The sequence below is a fragment of the Bacillus sp. AM 13(2015) genome (assembly GCF_001518755.1).
Lineage (GTDB): Bacteria > Bacillota > Bacilli > Bacillales > Bacillaceae > Bacillus > Bacillus safensis.
This window is the reverse complement of the sequence record NZ_LKCP01000013.1, coordinates 13,362-29,643: the sequence shown is the minus strand read 5'-3', so window position 1 is coordinate 29,643 and position 16,282 is coordinate 13,362. Positions and strand designations below refer to the sequence as shown.

Below are 16,282 nucleotides of genomic sequence, written 5' to 3'. Positions count from 1 at the left end.
AGAGTGGGTCATGGCTGAACTGCAGCAATCTGGATTTATACCTGAAGAGATCATCTGGATGCATGATGAACTGACGAAAGATACCGATGATCAGCCAAACTACTTATCTGTGCTCGATCTCGTCAGACTGATCAGCCGGTACCATAACACAACCATACGTCTTCACCTCGTGACAAGCCAAGCACATGATGTAATCGGCATGGAGAAGGTCAATCCACTTCAAGCAACATTTACAGGGCTAGCTTTGACGATTCCACAAGAATATCAGCATATTGTGTGTCAGCATATTGATGTATGTCAGGATACAAAGGCGAATTGGCCGCTGTTCCTTTCATATGAGATTGCAATGCACGATCAAGAAGCAGTCGTAGCGTATCGCGTGAACAGCAGATGGATTCGAAAAGCTTCAAGAACACCTTTAAGAAAAGGGGAATCGTCCAAGCAGCCTTTCAGGTCTCATGGTGTTTATCTCATCACTGGTGGTATGGGCGGTATTGGCTTCACACTAGCTCAACATTTAGCAGAAGCGTATCAAGCAAAACTTGTGATCATGAGCCGTTCACAAATACGTGAACGCGCTGCCTGGCATGAGCTGCGTGATGCAAATGGGAAAGAAGCTGAGATCGTGAAAAAGCTGATGACTCTTGAAGAGTTAGGGGCTGATGTACAAGCTGTACACGGTGATGTGTCAGATAAAGATGCTGTGCAGAAAGCGATTGAGCTGGCTCATACGGCATTTGGTCATTTGCATGGTGTCATTCATGCGGCAGGAGAGGCAGATGGGAAAATCATTCAAGCAAGAACAGCAGACGATGAAATTCGTATGTGTCAGGCAAAAATCAATGGGACCTATGTGCTGAATGAAGCACTCAAGGATGAAGCGCTCGACTTCTTTTTACTTTGTTCCTCTCTTGTTTCCTTTCTTGGAGCGGCTGGACAAGTGGCTTATGCAGCTTCAAATGCTTTTATGGACAGCTTTGCTCATGCCAAAAGGCAGGAAGGGAAGCCGGTTATTTCTTTAAATTGGGATCGGTGGGAGAAAGTCGGCATGGCACACGACTCGGCATTAGCGGCCAAAGTCAATGACATGATGGCGATCGAGGAACAGGCTGGAATTTCACCAGAACAAGGAATAAGGGCCGTCCAGGAAGTGTTGCGTCTAGATTATCCACAAATTCTTGTATCCGTTCAAGATATGGGTGAGAGAATGAAACATCGCTTAACACCTCTGAAACAAGAAGAAGAGCCGTCTCAAGAGATATCTCAGGTCATTGATGATCGTCTAGAAGCATCATTGTGTGATGTACTCAGCTCCTTTTTTTCTCATGAGCCGGATGTGAATGAGAATTTCTTTGAAATGGGTGCGACATCCCTTGATTTACTGCAAATGAGCGGTCAAATCAAATCAATTTACGGCATAGAGGTTCCGGTCGTTATGATGTATAGCCATCCGACCATCGCGTCATTGGCTGCAGAACTAAAGAAGATTCATGGAGTAAAGGAAGAAAAGCAAGCTGTCACTGAATCAACTAATCTCCGTAAACAGGCGATGACAGAAGGAAAAAATCGACGTAAACAGAGATTAAAACGAAAATAGATGGGAGAAATGCAGCGTATGTCTGATCAAGAGCAATGGATCGAATCTGGACTTGAAATTGCAGTCGTAGGATTAGCAGGTACGTTTCCCGGAGCACCGAATGTCCAAACGTTTTGGGAAAATATATCGCAAGGGAAAGAATCCGTTACGTTTTTCACTGATGAAGAATTAAAGGCAGCGGGTGTAGATGAGACGCTTTTAAAACGTTCTGATTATGTGAAGGCGAAGCCATATTTAGAAAATGCATCATCTTTTGATGCAGACTTTTTTGGCTACTCTCCGCGAGAGGCATCCATTATGGACCCGCAAATTCGATTGATGCACGAATGCACATGGCATGCGCTAGAGGACGCTGGCTATGAGCCTGAGCAATACGAAGGATTAATTGGTCTTTATGCCGGGGCATCTAGCAATTTATCGTGGATGGGGCAGCATATGTCATCTCTTGAAAAGAATGAAGATGTGTTTCAAATCATGCATCTCAATGACCCGTCCTTCGCTTCCCGGGTTGCCTATAAATTAAATCTAAAAGGTCCAAGCGTATCGGTGCAAACGGCTTGCTCCACGTCGCTTGTTGCTATCCATATGGCTTGCCAAGGATTAATCGGCGGCGAATGCGACCTTGCACTAGCGGGTGGCGTCACACTCCATCAGCCGCAGATCACAGGATATCAATACCAAGAAGGAATGATTTATTCCCCTGATGGCCATTGCCGTCCGTTTGATGAAAAAGCAAAAGGGACCATTTTTGGTGAAGGTGCAGGCGTTGTTGCACTAAAACGCTTAAAAGATGCGATAGAAGACGGGGATTTTATTTATGCCGTTGTAAAAGGATCTGCAACGAATAATGATGGAAGCAATAAAGTCGGCTATACAGCCCCGAGTGTCAGTGGACAGGCGAGTGTCATTGAATCTGCATTAGAAATGGCTGAGACAGAACCAGAGACAATTTCATACATCGAAGCACATGGAACAGGTACGCCTGTTGGAGATCCGATTGAGATTGAGGCACTTACTCGTGCATTTCAAACAGATCAAGAAGGCTTTTGCCGAATTGGATCAGTCAAAGCCAATATTGGGCATCTAGATGCCGCCAGCGGCGTAGCTGGATTTATCAAAACAGTCATGATGCTGCATCATCGTCAATTTGCTCCAATGCCGCACTTTGAGAAGCCAAATCACCGTATTCCATTTGATCAAACACCATTTTATGTTGGAACAGATAAAGAGGAGTGGAAGACGTCTCATTTGCCAAGGAGAGCTGGAGTCAGTGCCTTTGGTATAGGGGGAGCAAATGCCCATGTCATCTTAGAAGAGGCGAAGCTGAGAAAAGCAAACAACACAGCCTCGTCCAAAGAATTAATCGTGCTGTCAGCAAGATCAATGCATGATTTGAAGAACATGACAAAAAACTTGAAGGATTATGTCTCCTCACTTCATGAACTCTCACTTGGTCAAGCAGCTTATACCTTACAAAGTGGAAGAAAAGCCTTTAAATATCGAAAAACGCTTGTCTGTTCAACACGTGATGAATTATTAGAACAGTTGCAAGTGCTAAACGAAGAGACATCAGGCAGAGAAAGTCTTCTTTATAAACGGATAAGCATGAGGCTGACTGGTTTTCATGAAGCAGGATTACGTGGTTACATCAAGCTGTATGAAAAAGATCTTTCATTTAAAACAGAAGTGGATCGTTTAATGAGCCTCATCCAATCCGTGATACCTATTAAAAAAGACGAGCTGTTCCATTTCAAACAAAACGGTCACGCAGAAGTGGCTATGCTGATCATGACATCGGCTTTTACCAGCCAGCTAAGATCAATCGGGATTGAACCAGACGGATGGATTGGAGAGGGCAGCGGGGTGTGGACAGCTTTATGTGCAGCAGGTGGGCTTGAGCTAACAGAGGCGGCGTCTATTGTATACCGCCTTCATGACAACCAGATGATTAATCAAAAGCTGGCTGCATTGCCTCAAAAGACCCTCCAACAGCCTGTTTACATTGCGCAGACAGGGGAGGAACTAGCTACTTTCGACCCAACGTCTGCAAAGCGTTTCCTTGATATAGAGCAGCCTGTAAAATCGCCTTTGTTCAAACAAGAATCAACCGCCTTGATGATTGATCTTTCAAAGAAACAAGGGATTGTGGTTGAAAAAGGAGTAGAAAAAACAACTGAACCACTTGATGGCGACCTGCTTCAAGTTGCAGGTGTTCTTTGGGAAATGGGGGTCGACTTAGCTTTTCCTTTAACTGAGGAGAAGAATAGGCAGCGCATTCCGCTTCCAGGCTATCCATTTCATAAAACAGATTTCTCTGTACAAACAAAAACGGTGGCAGCAACTGAACCACAAAAGCCGAAGGCTGTGAAGCGTGATTTTCCTTCGCTCGCCTCTTTACAAAAAGATATTCACGCCATTGTTCAAACTCATTTTGGGTTTGATCAAATGGATGATGAATCGCCATTTTTTGAATTTGGTGCGACATCACTTGATATATCTCAGCTTGCAGCAAAAATCTCTGAGCGAATGGACCAACAAATTGACACTGTTCAATTGTATCGATTTGCTACAGTGGCAAGTCTTTCTGAATATTTATTTAAAGAACAGACGGAACGTGAGCAAACACCAGCTTCTTTCCCAGAAAGAAACACATCACAGGAAAATCCAGATATTGCGATTGTCGGAATGGCAGGAAGATTCCCAGGGGCTTCATCGCTAGAAGACTTTTGGCAGCGTCTTGTGAATGGCGAAGAAATGATTCACTTTTTCACAGAAGAAGAACTCAAGAAAGCAGGACTGGATGCGTCAGTCTATCAGCATCCGAATTTCATTGGAGCAAAAGGACGTTTACAAGAGATCGAAGGCTTTGATGCAGATTTCTTCAACTATTCTGCTAGAGAGGCGGAGCTAATGGATCCACAATTCAGGCTCTTGCATGAATGTGCTTGGGAGGCGCTGGAGGATGCTGGCTGTGACCCTGAAAGAATGGCAGGGAAAATTGGGGTTTATACAGGAACAAGCCCAAATCATGAATGGCTGACACGCTTTGCCCATCAAATGGAAGCAACCGAGCAATTCAGCGCAATGCTGTTAAATGATCGTGAGTTCTTTAGTACGCAGCTTTCTTATAAATTGAATTTACACGGGCCTAGTGTGACGATGCAGACAGCTTGTTCGACCTCACTTGTCAATATTGGCATGGCCTGTCAAGCATTATTGAATCAAGAATGTGATGCAGCGCTGGCTGGAGGTGTGACGGTCAGTTCTCCAGAAAATATCGGCTATATCTATCAAGATGGAATGATTCAATCAAAAGATGGCCATTGCCGTCCGTTTGACCAAGAGGCGAGCGGAACCATTTTCGGAGATGGAGCGGGGATCGTTCTGTTAAAACGTTATGAAGATGCGATAAGAGATGGCAACCTGATTCATGCGGTCATCAAAGGAGTTGGTGTGAACAATGATGGCAGCCGAAAAGCTGGTTTTACCGCTCCGAGTGTGGAAGGACAGGCAGAGGTATTAAAAGAAACGTATGAAAAATCAGGTATAGATCCCGCGTCTATTGGTTATTTAGAAGCACATGGTACGGGGACAAAAATGGGAGATCCAATTGAAGTATCCGCCCTTAGCCAAGTGTTCAAAGGAACAGAGCCTCTGACAATACCAATCGGTTCAGTTAAAAGTAATGTCGGACATTTAAATAGTGCGGCAGGGATTGCAGGTCTGTTTAAAGCCATTTTGGCTATCCAGCACAAAACGATCCCGCCAACCATTCATTATGAATCACCCAATCAGGAGATTCCTTTCAAAGATACACCGTTTTATGTGAATCAAAAGGCGCTGTATTGGAAGGAATCAGATAAGCCGAGAAGAGCAGGGGTTAGTTCTTTCGGTATCGGCGGCACGAATGCCCATATGATCATAGAAGAAGGCATACAGGTGAAACAAAAGCCAGCTTCTAAGCAAAAGCAGCTGCTTGTTTTATCTGCAAAAACGGATACCGCTTTAGTGAAAATGACAGATCAATTAAAGCAGTACGTGATACAGCATCCTCAAGTTTCGCTTGAAGATATTGCTTATACATTGCGCTATGGCAGAAAACAATTTCCATACCGAAAAGCCATTGTACTCGCTTCTGCTGATGAATGGCTGCAGCAGGAGCAGCTTGAAACCAGTGTGTTCCGAAGCAAAAAATGGCGTAAAGCTACCTTTATGTTTTCAGGACAAGGTGCTCAATATGCTGGCATGATGCGCGAATTATACGATGCAGAACCTGTGTTCAAATGGGAAGTAGATAGATGCTTCAAATATGTATTGGAGACGGAGAAAGTTGATTTAAAGGGCATTGTTTTTCCAGAGGATGAAACGAACGAAGACATCACAAAAACGTCAAATGCTCAGCCGCTTCTCTTTATATTTGAGTATGCATTAGCAAAATTACTACAGCATAGCGGTGTTGAGCCAGAATCAATGATTGGGCACAGTATCGGCGAATATGTTGCCGCTTGCTTGTCGGGGGTCTTTTCTCTGGAGTCTGCATTAACACTCGTAATGGCAAGAGGCAGATTGATGCAAGGAATGGAAAAAGGCGCCATGCTTAGTGTGCAATTACCCGAGGCGGAGCTGAACTCGATAATCGATGAATCGCTTTCGATTGCTGCTGTCAATGCAAAAGACCTTTGTGTCGTTTCTGGCAAAGAAGAGCATATCACCGCTTTTGAAAAGAAACTACAGGACAAAGGAATTGTAACAAGACAGCTCCATACTTCTCATGCTTTCCATTCCTATATGATGGAGCCGATGCTTGAGGCGTTTCAACAATTCGTAGAGAAAGTAGAACTGCATGAGCCGACGATCCCGTTCATATCAAATGTGACAGGTACCTGGGCGGCAAGTGAAGAGGTGATGACAGCATCTTATTGGACCAACCATCTGCGTGGAACCGTTCGTTTTCATGAAGGTTTGTCACAGCTGTTAACCGATGAAGTACGAGCTCTCATTGAAGTTGGACCTGGAAACACCCTGGCGGCATTAGCGAAACGTCATGAAAACAAAGAGTCTCATCATGATGTCCTAAATATGGTGAGGCATGCAAGGGAACAAGCGGATGACCATGCGTATTTCTTAAAAAGAATAGGAGAGCTATGGGCAGGCGGCTACGAGGTCAAAACGCAGCCGCGTCCAACTCAAGAGGAACGTCAGCTTGTATCGCTTCCGACATATCCATTCGAACGAAAACGATATTGGATTGAAGCAGGAAAGACCGCTTCTCCGCAGCTATCCGTTCCTAAGGAAACGAAGAAAAAAGAGATGGAAGAATGGTTTTATCTGCCTTCATGGGAGCAGCAGCCTCTAAAACCAGTTTTCGAAAAAGAACCAGAAGAGCAAACGTGGCTCATTTTCGAGGAACAGGATGCCTTTCATGAACTGTTTGTACAATCATTCAAACAACAAGGAATCAAGGTCATTTCTGTCACAAAAGGTGAGGCTTATCAAGAGCTGGAGCAGGCGTTTACGATCAATCCGGCAGAAGGCCAGCACTACAGAAACATGCTAGATTCATTGTCTAATAGAGGTATCAATATCAATCGGATTCTGCATTTATGGGAATCTGCGAAAGAAGAGGACGGCATGAATCGCCAAGCCGCATTTCAGACGCACATTGAAAAGGGCTATTACAGCTTAATTTTCTTATCTCAAGCTATTGCTGCACAAAAAAATATTCGAGATTGCCGTTTGTTTACTGTCACTAGCGGAATTCAGCCAGTTACAGGGAATGAGACGATATGTGCAGAGAAAAGCGCAATGCTTGGGCCGGTTAAAGTCATTTCACAGGAATATCATCACATTAAATGCTGGAATATCGATGTGGAGGATGTGCCGGATGTTATGACTTGGAAAGAACAGGAACTTGTCGATCTCATTGGGCAGGAAATTATGCAGCCTGGAAAAGACCAGCTTGTAGCGTATCGCAATCGTCAACGCTGGGTGCAGAGCTACAAACGTTTGCCACTGCAAAAAGAAGATGGACTTCCGAAACTGATCAGGCCAAATGGTGTGTATCTCATCACGGGCGGTTTGGGCGGCATTGGGTTTGTTCTATCAAAGATGCTGGCGAAAGAAGGAAATGTTCATCTTTACTTAACAGGAAGAACGGCATTGCCGCCAAGAGATGAATGGGCGTCATATGTTCAACAAGAGAATGCCGATGAAGCGCAGTGCACGAGAATTGAGAAGGTACTCGAGCTCGAACGATTAGGTGCAACAGTAGAAGCAGTGCAGGCGAATGCAGGAGATCTTGAGCAGATGGAACGTGTTTTTGAGATCATTCGCAAAAAGCATGGCGGCGTTCATGGTGTGTTCCATGCAGCAGGATTACCAGGAAGTACATCCTTCCGAGCAATTAAAGATATTCCATCTACATTGGCGCAGGGAGAGGATCAATTCCAATCAAAAGTGAAAGGGCTCGATGTGCTAGAGCAGTTGCTGGAGCAAGAACAAGCGGACTTTTGTCTCCTCTTTTCATCCATTAGTGCACTGCTCGGGGGCTTAGGATTCTCTGCTTACTCAGCAGCTAACTTATATATGGACGCATTTGCAGCTAGACTCAATCAAAATAGTCAAACCCCGTGGTTGTGTGTGAACTGGGATGCGTGGAATTTCTGGGGTGAGCTAGAATCCACAATTGGTGAATCGATTAATGAGCTTGCGATTTTACCAGAAGAGGGTGCTGAGCTGTTCCAATATGTTCTGTCTACCCGGCAGAATCGCCACATGCTCGTGTCCACAGGAAATCTTGAAGAACGGATAGATCAATGGCTGTCACTAGAATCGAAGGCTGCAGCGAGTGCGGATTCATATGAAGTGTCTAAGCACGAAAGACCAGAGCTGGGCAATCCATATGTGGCTCCTCGAAATGAAACTGAAAAAGTGATCTGTCAAGTGTGGCAGGATTTTATGGGGATGGAGCAAGTGGGCATTCACGACAACTTCTTTGATTTAGGCGCAAGCTCGCTGGATATTGTTCAAGTCACCAATCGGTTAAATCAAGCACTTCAAACAAATGAAGCGGTGGTGACATTGTTTACGTATCCATCTGTCGCTGAGCTTGCAAAATATATCCAGCCTTCTGAGGAATCGAAGGAAGATACGATGGAAGAAGAACTAGCCGTCGTCACATCAGGTGATCGAAGAGCTCGTTTTAAACAGCAACGGAATAAAAGATTGAGAGGCGGAATCGAGAATGAATGATACAACGAATCACTATCATGGCGCAGAAATTGCTGTTATCGGTCTTGCAGGTCGTTTTCCAGGTGCCAAAAACGTAGATGAATACTGGGAGAATCTGAAAAAAGGAAAAGAAACAATCTCCTTTTTTACAGAGGAAGAATTACGACGTGAAGGTACAGATGAAGCCTTATTGAAAAACCCTCGTTTTGTCAAAGCAAAAGGGATGCTTGACGATGTCGATTTATTTGATGCGGATTTCTTTGATTATACTCCAAAGGAAGCAGCCATGATGGATCCGCAGTTCAGACTGTTTCATGAATGTGTTTGGACGGCGCTTGAAGATGCTGGGTATGATCCGTTTGAATATAAAGGCCAAATCGGCCTTTATACAGGTGCAGGAATCAATACAGAGTGGGTCATGAGAGCACTTCAAGGGGCTGCTCAAGGTGAGGATTCAAAAACGCTGGAAGCTGCTGTTCTAAATATGCGTGACTATTTGGCAACGATGATTTCTTATAAATTAAATCTAAAAGGACCGAGTATGGTGGTGCAAACCGCCTGCTCGACCTCAATGGTGTCGATTCATTTAGCTGTTCAGGCTTTATTAAGCGGAGACTGTCATATGGCGGTTGCAGGTGGTGTGTCCATTCGCCTGCCGCAAAAATCGGGCTATCTTTATCAAGAAGGCATGATTCATTCATCCGACGGACACTGCCGCGTCTTTGATAATAAAGCAGATGGAACCGTTTTTGGAGATGGTGCAGGAGCAGTTATTTTAAAAAATTTAGAGGATGCAATTGAGGACGGCGATCACATTTATGCTGTCATTAAAGGATCTTCTATTAATAATGATGGAAATAGAAAAGTAGGGTATACAGCACCGAGTACGAAAGGCCAAGTATCAGCTATTAAGACAGCACTTCGAATGGCCGAGGTTGAACCTGAATCCATTTCTTATATTGAAGCACATGGAACCGGAACAACACTTGGAGATCCGATTGAAATTGAAGCACTCAAGCAAGCGTTTGATACAGATAAAAAAGGCTTTTGCCGCATTGGTTCTGTCAAATCAAATGTTGGTCATTTGAATGATGCGTCAGGTGTCGCCGGTTTTATTAAAACCGTATTAAGCTTAAAGCATCAAGTGATTCCGCCGACGATTCATTTTGAAACACCGAATGAGAAAATTGAATTTGATGATTCGCCTTTCGTTGTAAATACAGACTTGACGCCATGGAGCGAGCAGGCATCTCCTCGCAGGGCAGGTGTAAGCTCATTTGGGATTGGTGGAACAAACGCTCATGTCATTTTAGAAGAAGCACCTATTGCACGTGTCGCAGCAGATCGCACAGAAGATAGTGAACTTCTTTTATTATCTGCGAAAACACCAGCAGCCCTTGAAAAAATGACGGATCGTCTTGCTGACTATTTACTGCAGCATCAGCAGCATGTCCGTTTAAGCGATGTCGCCTATACGCTGCAAACAGGACGCCATCATTTCCCGCATAAACGTGTCATTCTTGGAAGTGATACAGCTGACATGTTACAGGCGCTGAATCAAAGGTCAAAAGAGGTGGTCAAGACGGCCAGCTCTCAAACATCGAGCCGGCCAATCGTCTTTCTTTTCCCAGGCCAAGGATCTCAGTATGTGGACATGGGGCGTCAGCTTTATGACAAGTATCCAGTTTTTAAAGAAGCGCTGGATCAATGCTTGAATCAATTCAAACAGCATGTCTCAGTTGACCCATTCAGCATTTTATTCTCAACAGAAGCAAGTGATGATCCTCAATTGATTAACCAAACCGAATATACACAGCCGCTTCTGTTTAGTATGGAATACGCTTTGGCTAAATTGCTGATGCATTTTGGCATCAAACCGCAGGCGATGATCGGTCACAGTATTGGAGAATACACTGCTGCTGCCGTATCTGGTTTACTGTCTGTTGAAGATGCCGTAGATCTCGTGTGTTATCGCGGACAGCTGATTAGCCAGCTTCCAAAAGGCTCTATGCTGAGCGTACCTTTGAGTGAACAGAAGGTGCTGTCATATTTGACGGGTGACCTTTCACTTGCGGCAGTAAATGGACCTGAGTTATGTGTGGTGTCTGGTGAGACTGCAGCTATTGATGCACTCGCTGAGAAGCTGGAGGCAGCTGGACATGGGTGCAGAAAGCTTCACACCTCTCATGCCTTCCACTCTAAAATGATGGATGACATCCTGCCATCATTCAAAGAAAAAGTAGCTGAGTATCAATTGAATGCACCATCTATCCCGTATATTTCTAACGTCACAGGTACGTGGATTGATCATGAAGCAGTGCAGGATCCAGCATACTGGGCTGACCACTTGCGGCAAGCAGTTCGTTTCCGTGATGGAGCAGAGACATTATTAACGGAGCTTGATCCCATTTTTATTGAAGTCGGGCCGGGAAATACGTTAAGTGCCTTTATTCGCCAAGTCTCAAAGGATCACCATCAGCAGCCGATTCCATTGATGCGTCACCCGAAAGAAGAGGCAGCAGATGACCGCTACCTGCTGGGAAGATTGGGTGACATCTGGCTTCAAGGAGTGCCAGTTGACTGGACAAAATTACGAAAACAGAAATCTAATCAAAAAGTATCCCTGCCAACTTATCCGTTTGAACGACAAAGATATTGGATTGAAAAGGTAGATACAGCCGCGTTATCCTCGTCTTCAGGTGTGCAAATGGTAGTGCCGAAGGAAAAGGGACAGGAAATAGAAGAAAACAATCAATATCAAGCCGCCGAAGCGAATGATATAGAAGCAACATTACAGCGGATGTGGAAAGATATTTTAGGAATTGAAAAGGTGGGAAGAGACGATCATTTCTTTGAGCTTGGCGGACATTCGTTAAATGCGACCGGTCTTATTTCTCAAATTCACAAAGAGTTCGGTGTAGAACTAACGCTCACAGATATGTTCAACAATCCGACGATTGAGAAGCTCCAAGCATTCATTGAAAAGGCAGAGAAGAATCAATATTTCAAAATTGAACCGGTGGAACAGAAAGACTCGTACCCATTATCCGCCGCTCAAAGACGAACATTCCTCATTCATCAGCGTATTGGTCAAGTGACTTCTTATAACATGCCAATGGCTCTGAGATGTAAAGGTGAAATCGACGTTGAGCGCTTTGAACAGACTTTTAAGCAATTGATTGATCGTCATGAAACCTTACGAACGACTTTTGAATTAAAGGATGGAGAACCTGTTCAGCGCGTCCATGATGATTTTCAATTTGCTGTTGAAATGACTGAGGCTGAGGAACAAGAATTAGAAGCACAAATCGATGACTTCATTCGTCCATTTGACTTAAAGGCCGCACCATTGATTCGTGTGCGTTTTGTGAAAATCGCGGAAGATGATCATCTTTTATTAGTTGATATGCATAATATTGTCGCTGATGGAGCGAGCATGAACATCTTTATTAAAGAATTTACTGAGCTCTATCGCGGGGAAACCTTGCCGGAACTGACTGTGCAATATAAAGATTATGCAGAGTGGCAAGACAAATATTTCCGCAGCGAGATGTTTCAAAAGCAGCAGGAATATTGGAAGGAGCAAATGGGCTCAAATGTTCCGACTTTAACAATGCCATATGATTTTGAACGGAAGGAACAATCTTTTTTAGGAAGAGCGATCAAATTTAATATTGAACCGCACATCGTTGAGAAAATTGAACAGCTGGCTGAACGATATCAGCTGACCAATAACGTCATTTTGTTCCAGCTATATGGACTGCTGCTCTCACGCTATGCCGATCAGCAAGAACTGATTGTCGGTTCACTTGTGGCTGGAAGACGTCATGCAGATATCGAGCATACGATTGGGATGTTTACGAACTTCCTGCCAATAAAACTAGACATGGCACAAGAAGCATCCTTTATAGAACAATTGGTACAGACAAAACAAGTTCTGCTCGATGCATACGACCATCAAGAATACCCGTTTGACCAAATGGTCGAGCATTTGAATCCAAAAACAAGGCCGCATCGCAATCCATTCTTTGATACGATGCTTATCTATCACAATGAATACGATCCGAATATTAAAATTGAAGCTGATGGACTGACCTTTGAAACGCATGAGTTTGCAAAGGGGATTTCCAAACTCGATATGAAAATGGATGTTGTCAGAGAGGTAACAGGTGAGTTAAAGTGCGTCCTTCAATACAATCTTGCTCTTTTTAAACATGAGACGATGCAAACTTTCGTCAAGCACTTCCAGCACTTGGTCGAACAGGCTGTTCAAACACCTGATCAATTGCTCAAGGATTTCGCTGTGCTTTCACAGGAAGAAGAACGAGCAGCAAAAGAGAAAAGGGACCGTGCAGAGAAAAAAGAACCACTTGTGCTTACAGTAAGCTCGACATTTACAGCAGATCTAGTTGCTCCTTACATTCAGTATTGGACCAAACAGTTTGATGTGCAGCTCGATATTCAATTTGCACCGTATGGGCAGGTGTATCAGGAGCTGTTAAATGAGCGCAGCCTTATCTCAAAGAAGAAAAACGGCGCAAATCTTCTACTCATTCGTCTGGAGGATATCGCTGGTCCAGCTCATCTCTCACTGGAAGAAAAGAAAAAACTGGCTTCAGAGCATGCAGAAGAACTAGCAAACGTTCTGAAATCAAAAACAAAACATAACCTATATTTTGTTGGTATTTTGCCGATAAGTGCGGCTCTTAGGGACACGTTGCAAGACGTGGAACAAGAGTGGATTGATCAGTTATCCGAGATAGGCGGTGTTCAGTTGATCGACTGTCGTCAGCTTGCTCAGCAATATCAGATTGAGGATATCTTTGATGAAAAAGGAGAGCAAGCGGCGCATCTCCCATTCACTGAAGTCTTTTGTGGAGCTATCGGTACAAAAGTCGCGCGAGAGATTGTAGCATGGCAAGGTGCACCATTTAAGGTAGCCGCCATTGATTGTGATCATACGCTGTGGAGAGGTATTGTTTCAGAAGACGGTGTGGAAGGCATTGATATTACGCCAGAACATCAAATGCTTCAGCGCTTCTTAAAGCAAAAACAACAAGAGGGAATGCTGCTTGTCCTAAGCAGCAGAAATAATGAAGAAGATGTGTGGCGTGTGTTTGAAAACCACCCAGATATGGTCTTACAAAAAGACGATATTGTCGATTGGCGAATCAATTGGGAAAGTAAACCTTCACATTTAAAAGAGATGGCAGATTCACTGAACCTTTCATTATCTCAGTTTATTTTCTTAGATGATGATCCAGCTCAGTGCTTACGAATGAATGAAGAACTGCCAGAAGTGATGACACTGCTCTTACCTGCCAATGAAAAAGCCATTCCATTATTTGCTGAGCATGCTTGGGCATTTGACCGTTATGATGTTACGGATGAGGATAGAGGGCGAACCATGAGCTACAAGGCTGAAAGAGCTCGTCAAAAAGAGAAAGCAGAGTCGCCGTCAATGGAACAATTTTTACAAGATTTGAACTTGCACATGAGTGTAACAGAGTGGGGAGAGCAGCACCTTGCACGTGTGGCACAAATGAGCAGCCGCATTAACCAATTCCGCTTAAATGATCAGCACTTTGATGAACAGCAGCTGAGAGAGCGGATGGAAAATGAGCATGTCCAGGGCTGGATCATTGAGGCAGCGGATCGCTTCAGTCATGAAGGGATTGTAGGAGCGATCTTGGCTCATCATGCAGACGACACCTTGAAAATTGATGCATGGATGCTGAGCTGTCGTGCTCTAGGGAAAGGAATTGAGCAAAAATGTCTGACATGGCTCGCCGAATACAGCCGTCATCACCAGCTTTCTTCCATTGAATTTACGTTTGTATTAACCGGACGTAATGAACTATTCAAGTCATTTATGGAAGAGCACCAGATTCAGGAGATCGAGGGGCAGCAAACGTATCGTATACAAGTGGGAGAAATCGGTTCATTGAGTGATCACATTCAAATCGTCGATCACCTGTCACCTCCTCAGCATTCGAATGAAGAAAAAGAGGGTCACAAGATGGAGACAGCAAGTTATCTCGCTTCTAAAGGTTTTACATGGGAAACGGTTCAAACAGATCAAACGCTGCATAGCGGTTATGTAAAAGCCCTCCAGGTTCATGATGAAGAAAGTCTTCGTTCATTATTAACGACAGAAATTACGCAGGATCAAGGGCTTTATGCACAGCCAACCAATGAACGTGAGGCATTACTTTTAGACATTTGGTGTGACATTCTTCATGTGGAAAAAGTAGGAATTGACAACGACTTTTTCGATTTAGGAGGAAATTCTTTACTTGCTGTCAAAATGGAAGTAGAGATTGAAAAGAAGGGTTGGTATGTTGATGATTTGAATTTTGCTGAAAAACACACCATTCGCGAATTAGCAAAATATATGAAGAGGGAGAATCAGCATGCATAAAGATGTAAAAGCCATATATGAAGAATCAAAAATTTTAGATGAGGCTACTCATTTATACGGAGTCAAGCGAAGTGATATCCACTTTATCGCAGATGCAGAAAACTATGTGTATGAACTAAAAAAAGACGGAGAGTCTTTCATTTTAAAAATTACCCATACCATCCGCAGATCACCTGATTATATTTTAGGTGAAATGGAATGGCTGCATCATTTAGCGAAGGGTGGACTTTCCGTTGCGAAACCAATTGCTTCATTAAATGGCCGTGATATCGAGCAAGTAGACGATGGGCAGGGCGGCGCCTTCTTGCTTCGAGTCTATGAAAAAGCACCAGGTCGTAAAGTCGAAGAGGCGGACTGGAACGATGAATTATTTTATGCCCTTGGACAGTACACAGGCCGAATGCACAAACTGACAAAAAGCTATCATTTGTCAGACCCGCGTTATAAAAGACAAGAGTGGGATGAAGAGGAGCAGCTTAAACTGCGTAAATATGTGCCAGCAGATCAGACGCTTGTTTTTGAACAAGCGGATCGGTTGATGGAAAAGCTGGCAAAGCTTCCGAAAAATCAGGATACGTACGGATTGGTTCATGCGGATCTTCATCACGGAAACTTCCACTGGGATCAAGGGAAAATTACGACCTTCGATTTCGATGATATTGGGTACAACTGGTTTATGAATGACATTAGCATTTTGCTATACAATGTCTTATGGTACCCAGTGATTCCATACGAAGACAAAGCTGCTTTTGCAGGAAACTTTATGAAACAGTTCCTTAAAGGCTATCGTGAAGAGAATGAACTTGGGGATGAGTGGCTTGCCTACATTCCTGATTTCCTTCGTTTACGTCACATGCTGATCTATGGCTTGCTGCACCAAGCATTTGATTTGGCTGACATCGGAGAAGAAGAGAAGGCGATGCTCGCCGGCTTCCGGTCCGACATTGAAGAAGCAGCACCTATTACGACGTTTGACTTTACAAAGTTAAGTCAATCTTAAAATGAACATCCCCGCCTATATGATGAGGCGGGGA

The 16,282-nt window shown here is 43.9% G+C and carries 4 protein-coding genes; all 4 read left to right on the top strand.

The annotated features are described in order from the left end of the window. A partial coding sequence (locus tag AOQ70_RS01845) for a beta-ketoacyl reductase (protein ID WP_156417728.1) occupies positions 1-1,597 on the top strand: 1,597 nt, incomplete at its 5' end. 18 nt (positions 1,598-1,615) lie between these two features. After that, positions 1,616-8,848: a type I polyketide synthase gene (locus AOQ70_RS01840; RefSeq protein ID WP_059374657.1), complete on the top strand. Its 7,233-nt coding sequence runs from the start codon at positions 1,616-1,618 to the stop codon at positions 8,846-8,848. Next, the gene (locus AOQ70_RS01835; RefSeq protein ID WP_059374655.1) at positions 8,841-15,248 is read left to right on the top strand and encodes a type I polyketide synthase; all 6,408 of its coding nucleotides are present in this window, start codon (positions 8,841-8,843) and stop codon (positions 15,246-15,248) included. Before AOQ70_RS01840 ends, AOQ70_RS01835 begins: the two co-directional genes overlap by 8 nt. Further along, a complete protein-coding gene (locus AOQ70_RS01830) occupies positions 15,241-16,248 on the top strand; it encodes a phosphotransferase enzyme family protein (RefSeq protein WP_025092649.1) in 1,008 nt (335 codons plus the stop codon). The genes AOQ70_RS01835 and AOQ70_RS01830 overlap by 8 nt, the downstream gene beginning before the upstream one ends. Positions 16,249-16,282 lie beyond the last annotated feature (34 nt).

Coding starts and splice junctions, on each gene's coding strand:
- AOQ70_RS01840 (WP_059374657.1), top strand. CDS start 1,616: ATGTCTGATCAAGAGCAATGGATCGAATCTGGACTTGAAATTGCAGTC.
- AOQ70_RS01835 (WP_059374655.1), top strand. CDS start 8,841: ATGAATGATACAACGAATCACTATCATGGCGCAGAAATTGCTGTTATC.
- AOQ70_RS01830 (WP_025092649.1), top strand. CDS start 15,241: ATGCATAAAGATGTAAAAGCCATATATGAAGAATCAAAAATTTTAGAT.